The 6,839-nt window shown below is 25.0% G+C and carries 5 protein-coding genes; all 5 read left to right on the top strand.

What is annotated here, in order from left to right:
- A partial coding sequence (locus tag ACTCCZ_RS10635; RefSeq protein WP_463187330.1) for a type VI secretion system Vgr family protein occupies nucleotides 1-1,564 on the top strand: 1,564 nt, incomplete at its 5' end.
- A gap of 28 nt (nucleotides 1,565-1,592) precedes the next feature.
- On the top strand, nucleotides 1,593-3,431 hold the full coding sequence (locus ACTCCZ_RS10630; protein WP_079578299.1) for a hypothetical protein: 1,839 nt from the start codon (nucleotides 1,593-1,595) through the stop codon (nucleotides 3,429-3,431).
- Entirely contained in the window at nucleotides 3,428-4,456 is a 1,029-nt protein-coding gene (locus ACTCCZ_RS10625) for a leucine-rich repeat domain-containing protein (protein WP_079578300.1), read from the top strand. The genes ACTCCZ_RS10630 and ACTCCZ_RS10625 overlap by 4 nt, the downstream gene beginning before the upstream one ends.
- A gap of 18 nt (nucleotides 4,457-4,474) precedes the next feature.
- Entirely contained in the window at nucleotides 4,475-5,017 is a 543-nt protein-coding gene (locus ACTCCZ_RS10620) for a hypothetical protein (RefSeq protein ID WP_079578301.1), read from the top strand.
- Nucleotides 5,005-6,210: a hypothetical protein gene (locus tag ACTCCZ_RS10615; RefSeq protein ID WP_079578302.1), complete on the top strand. Its 1,206-nt coding sequence runs from the start codon at nucleotides 5,005-5,007 to the stop codon at nucleotides 6,208-6,210. The genes ACTCCZ_RS10620 and ACTCCZ_RS10615 overlap by 13 nt, the downstream gene beginning before the upstream one ends.
- Nucleotides 6,211-6,839: the final 629 nt, after the last annotated feature.

Raw genomic sequence — 6,839 nt, 5'->3', positions numbered from 1 at the left:
AGATAAACTAAATGTACTTGATGAGAGCTTGTATAAAGATTTGGATAAATATAATAAAATAGAAGCAAAAAGAGAATATGTAAAATCAAATATAATATATGCAACAAGCCAAGAAGTAGTAATAAATGACTCTTTGTGTATAAAATTAGAAGATGAAGGTGCAAAAAAAGTATTTGATGTAATAGTAATAGAAGTAAAATATAATGGAATTTTTCCAAATGCATTGGATGAATATATACAAAATATAAATGAAAATAAAAAACATGAACTTGAATATGAAGTAGAGTTTACTTCAATACCAAAAGATATAGAGTATGTTCCACCATATACAATAATAAAACCAAAAATAAACTCAGTACAAACAGCAATAGTAGCAAGTAGTAATAGTAATACAAAAGAAGATGCAAATACAATAGATGTAGATGAACAAGGAAGAATAAAAGTATTGTTTCACTTTGAAGAGAATAGAACAATATCTTGCTACTTAAGATACTCAAACTTCTTTGCAGGAGATAACTATGGAGCACAATTTCTGCCAAGAGTAAATAGTGAAGTAATAGTAAGCTTTGTAAATGGAGATATAGATAAACCAATAATAATAGGAAGCTTGTATAATGGTGAGAATAAAGTACCATATAACCTTCCAAAAGATAAAACAAAGAGTTATATCAAAACAAACTCAATGCCACAATATGAACATAAGCAAGGATATAATGAGATACTGTTTGAAGATAAACAAGGTGAAGAGTTACTGTCATTTAGAGCACAAAAGAATCTAAAAACCCATGTGTTAAATGATGAATATAAACATATAGAGAATAACTCAAAACTATTAGTAGAAAATGATAAAGAAGAGACAATTCAAAAAGATTCAATTATAACAGTTGGAGAAGAAGAAAGAAAAAGTATTAAAGCAAATAAGATTTTAACTGTTGAGAAAGAATCTATTACTACTGTTAAACAAGATTGTGAAAAACACTATAAACAAAACTTAGAAACCTTAATAAAACAAGATGAAAAGACATATTTAGAAAGAGATGTAGAAAAAATAGGAAAAGAGTTAAGAGTTGATATAGAAGATGGCTTTCATCTAAATACAAGTGATTTGAAAGTACAAGCTTCAGATAACTGCTTATTTGATGGAAGTGATGGTATAAGCTTTAAATGTGGAAGTAATATTCTAACAGTAGATTCAAGTGGCATTCACTTTAATACTTCAAACTTTGTAGATAATAGTGCGAATGGTGGGGTTGGTGTTGAGGAGGTAATAAGGGATGAAGATATAATGAACGTAAGATTAAATGACTTAAATAACAATTATCTTACAAAAACAATTGATAAAGATGTAGTATTAAAAGCAGACACTACATTATCAGATGGAAGAAATATAAAAGTATCATTAATTATCTTAGATAAAGAAGGAAAAGAACTTGCAAGGCAAACAAAAAATACAACTATAAAAAACAAATGCATTTCTGAATATTTTGATAAAGATGAAATCATAAAAGAACATAACCTTTCATATGAGGATATTTCTGAAATTGAAGGAGAAGTAGAATGGTAAAAGTACTTTTATCTAAGGACAATACTAAATGAATAAAAAATCACAAAAGAGTAAACATCCAAATGGTATTTTAAATGTGTTAGTTTTAATAGCTGGAACTATAGACCCAGTTAATGCAAGTACAGAAAAAAGTAAATATGCAAATAGTTATACACAAGAGACTTCACAAGATTTAGCTTTACAAAATCATGAAAGTTATACTCAAGTACCAGTAAACTATTGGGATAAAGAGTTTAAAGAACAAATAGAAGCCTTTGATGAAGAATATGTTAATTTAGTGCTTTTCCCTTTTCATGGATGGACAGGCGATAATAGTAAAGAAAATAGAGAAATTGCAGGAGCATATTTAGTTAATAGACTTTGTGGTGCAAATGGTGAAAAAGCATACTATGAAGAAACTTGGCAAAATAAACCTATATATTTTCATCTTCTAGGACATTCTCATGGAGGAAATGTAGTTAATGAAATGACAAAACAAATTGATAAATTAGGTTCAAAATGGCCAAAAGATTGGAAAATTAAATCTCTCATTTATCTTTCAACACCATTTTTTAAAAAACTACATCAAGTAAAAGTAAATGAAAACTTCTTTCATAAAGATGCAGAAGTATTAAGCTTATACAATGACTTTGATTTAACTCAACGAATGTTAGCTGATTTTTCTATGGAAACACTTTCTGATGAGATTGAAAAGTTAGATACTAGTAATTTGTCTAAATTTATAGATAATTTTAAAACCAATATTGAATCTTTTCCCATTGATATTTTAAAAAAGTTAAAAACAAGTACAGTAATAAAAACTATAATGAGTACTGCATGGGGAATTACTGATTATAATCATATAAATTATGAAGAAGGTATGGAACTTTATGACTTTACTATAAAACAATTATTACCTTCATTGAAAGATATTTTATCTGAAAGTATAAAGATAATAGACCACCTTTCAGAGCAAAAAACTTACGAAGTAAACCATAAAGATTTAAAAAAGAAGATTGATAAAAAAGAGCATACTATTATCGGAGCAAGCGAAGCAAGTAATCTTAAATCTTTTATACAACTTGTAGATACTGATATAAATAAAATTATACAAAAATTACAAAGAGTAATAGATGATAATAAAAATCAATCAGATTTCTCGAAATTACAATATCTAGAGATAGTTTTTTCAGATGCAGAAAATCAATTTATTCAGCACTTAATAGACTTTTTAAATATAGCCCCTAAAACATTACAAGGAGAAGGAAATACACTTTGGAATACTCTTTATAAAATATTACTACACAATATTGCTTATTACGATAATACTTATAATAAGCCCAACATTCAGTTTGAAAATAGTTTTTTTAAAGATAAAATAACCAATAAAAATGTAACAAGTGATGATATATATAGTTCAAAAAAAGAAGCCAAGAATTATTATAAATTTATAGCATATATTGAAGAAATTGAAAAAAGATATGAACAAAGCCCATCACAGTACAATCTATTAGATTTACTTTTTACTTTAATAGCAAATGAAAAAAAAGCCAAAGATTTTTTAAGTACTTTACCAGATATTATAAATAAAATTGACATAGTTGAATATATTGTTACAGGAGAAGCAGATAGAAGATTAAAACTTTTAAGAAAATTACTTACTAATATAAAAACTGTTTTTGATGTTAGAAATTTTGGAGAACTAGAAGATAGTTCACAAAAACTAACTGTTGAACAAGAAGAAAATAATAAAGATAATAATCCATATAATGATAGTTTAAAAAGAGGAAGTTTAATGTATTTTCTAATAGAATCTCACTCTACTAGCAGAAGAAGACTTCATCCAAAAGTAAAAGAATTTCTAAAAAGACTAGGAGCAAAAAGATGATAAAAATATTTATACTATTCATACTATTGACAAATATATTATATGCAGAATTAGCAAATAAAAAAGAGTTTATGAAAATGTGTAACAATCCAACACCTTCTCAAAAAATAACATTTGAAGCATTAGCTAAAGATAATAGAGTAAAAATTGATAAACAAATGTGTGCTTATCTTTATACTAAAACTGGTACAAGTAGTTTCTCTTCTGCTAATGTAGATACTAATAATATTACAGATTTGTCTCCTCTTCAATTTTTTTTAGATTTAGAAAGCGTTAGATTATATGATAATAAAGTAGAAGATATTTCAGTGTTAAAACATCTTACAAAATTAAAAGAACTAAATTTATCAGGAAATCCAGTAAGTGATTTATCTGCGTTAAAAGATTTAAAACATTTAAAGAATTTAGATTTACGTAAAACAAAAGTTGCTGATTTATCTTCCATAAATAGTATTAAAACTTTAAAAAACTTGACATATGGATATATGAAAAATACTGATACTATAGATATATCTCAAATCAAAGATTTAACTAATTTAGAATTTTTAAGTTTAGGGGATATAAAAATAAAAAACTTTCATGTGCTTAATAATTTTAAAAATTTAACATTTTTTAGTCCTCCTAAATCTGTTACAGTAGAAGATATGAAGATGCTAATTGATCTTAAAAAATTAAAAACATTAAGTTTAGATAATAATAAACATATAACAAATATAGACTTTTTACTTAATTTTCCAAATATAGAGCAATTATCTTTAAGGAATACAAGTATAAAAGATATTTCTGTTTTAAAAAAGATTCCAAGATTAATAACACTTGATATATCTGATACTCAAGTAACAGATGCTAGTGGAATATTGACAAATACTGATGTAAATCCTATGTATTTACTATTTAAAGCAAGAAATACACCACTTAAAATATGTTCTCCAAAAAATACTAAAGATATACGAGAAGGAAAATCTTGTTTTGAAAAAGATGGTAAAACTTTAAAACCTTGGTGGAAAAGATGGTTAGGGTTATAAGATGTATCAGATAAATACTTGCAAAATCTATTTGTAAAAATAGGAAAAGAGTTAAGAGTTGATATAGAAGATGGCTTTCATCTAAATACAAGTGATTTGAAAGTACAAGCATCAGATAACTGCTTATTTGATGGAGCAAATGGTATAAGCTTTAAATGTGGAAGTAATATCCTAACAGTAGATTCAAGTGGTATTCACTTTAATACTTCAAACTTTGTAGATAATAGTGCGAATGGTGGGGTTAGTGTTGAGGAGGTAAAAGATAAAGGTGCGATTATTGATTTAAGAGCAAATGACTCCTTTAGAGACTACATATATGATATACAAGAAGATGAATATGTATTAAGAGCTAACTCTTCATTAAAAGATGGAACAAAAGTAGAAGCTTCTTGCTTTATTTTAGGTAAAGAAAAAGAGATACTTGCAAAAGAGATTAAAACAATTAGTGTTGAAAACTCTAAATTAGAAGCAAGATTTGATTTAGATGAGATAATTCATTTAAATCAAATACCAGAAAGTAAAATTAAAAATATAAAAGGAATATTTTCATGGCAGAACTAAAAGTAACTCAAAAATATAATCCTAAAAGAAGAAGAGTAAAACTCTGTGTTGATTTGCCAAAATTTGAGATGTATAAAGTTCGATTTGAAAAAGAAGATAAAACAAATAAAAAAAGAGTTGGAATAAAATGTAATAATGAATATTATACGCCCAATTATAATTTTAAAGCAAAAGAACCATATGTGTTAGAAATAGATAGTGGATTTATAGGAAATATTTGTATAGAAAACCAAGAAAATACTCTAAGCTTTCCAATTTTACAAAGAGGGGAAGAAGAGATAACATTAGCCTTAGTTCAACCAAAAGAGAATATCAATAAAAATAATAAAGATTTAAATAAAAAGAGAAATTCCTTTACAAAAGAAGATAACTTAACTTTTTTCCAAACAACAAATGAATATTTTAAAAGTTTAGGAAATGAAGTATATTCAATAACTGATGAAATGAAAGAACAATTTATTATATTGTTTAAAGAGAATAGAAATGTAATTTATGGAGTTCTTGGAGATATATCTCAAGAGTTTTCATCTTTAAAAGATGGAGTATGGAAAGATATAAAAGGACTAAAATTTTATATTAAAGAGATAAAAGGAAAATCATATGTTATACTTAAAGGATTTGCAGGATTAAGACAAACACTAAAAGGAACAAAATATCTTTTATCTAATCCACAAGTAGGAGCATTTGCACTTACTGCAAAAGATATAGTAACATGGAGTTCAATAGTTAATGGAACAAAGATAACTATTATAATTAGTTCAGCATTTTCATTAATAGATTATTTTACTACAAAAGATGGAAAGGCTGATTTTACAGATATTGCAGTTAATCTTTTAACTGGTATTGGTAAGGCTTTGATTTCTTATTGGGCAGGAACGGCTGTTGGACTATTAGTAATGCCACTTGTAACTGCAGGTTTTATAGGTACTTTTGGAATTTTTATAATAGGTGCAGCTATTTCAATTGGTGTAGGAATAAGTTTAAATTTATCAGATGAAAGATATGGGTGGACAGAGTCTTTACAAGAAAAAATAAATGAATTACAAGAATCGTTTAATAAAAAAATAGAACAAATAGAAGAAGATGTTGATAATACAATTTATAAATTTTTTCAAGACCTTGAAAGAGAGTTTTGGAATTGGGTTAGTGCAAATGGTGGAACTACACCTTATGATTATGGAATGAGATATTAGTATATGGAAAAATTTGAAAAAATATTAAGTTTTTTTATTAAAAATCCTTATATACATATACAATTATCTAAAGAATTTTTAAATAGTTTTAGAGAAAATTTCTTTATACAATTAATTTTATTGCCCATTATTATGGTCATTTTATTAAGTATTTCTATTTCTGTAATCATTACTACTCTAAAGTTTGACTTATTTATATATTATCATAAGTTAGCAATATTTTTATATTTTTATATTTTTATATTTTTATTTGGTTTAATATATTATTTTTTTATACTTATAAGAAATTATTTTCATTTAAAATATAGATTATTAAGTATTAAAAGTTTTTATATAAAATATATATTTTATTTTACAATTCTTTTACAATTATTTTCTTTATCTTTAATTTTTACAATTAAAGGAATACAACCTATTACAATATATTTATACTATCTTACAGCAATTATACTTTTTATTATTTATTACTTTTATTACAAAAAAAGATGGCAAAAAAATATTTTTATAGATAATTATATTAAATATAAAAAAGAAATATTTAAACTTAATTTTCCTGAAAATTCTTTAAATGGTAAGTTTCAATTAGATTTAAAAGAAAGTAAAAAAGAAAAACCTATATTTACAAAAAT

The sequence above is a fragment of the Malaciobacter sp. genome, from assembly GCF_055140965.1.
This window is presented reverse-complemented; position numbering and strand designations above follow the sequence as displayed.

What these genes read in the sequence shown, in the direction of transcription:
- ACTCCZ_RS10630 (WP_079578299.1), top strand. Translation starts at nt 1,593, where the DNA reads ATGAATAAAAAATCACAAAAGAGTAAACATCCAAATGGTATTTTAAAT.
- ACTCCZ_RS10625 (WP_079578300.1), top strand. Translation starts at nt 3,428, where the DNA reads ATGATAAAAATATTTATACTATTCATACTATTGACAAATATATTATAT.
- ACTCCZ_RS10615 (WP_079578302.1), top strand. Translation starts at nt 5,005, where the DNA reads ATGGCAGAACTAAAAGTAACTCAAAAATATAATCCTAAAAGAAGAAGA.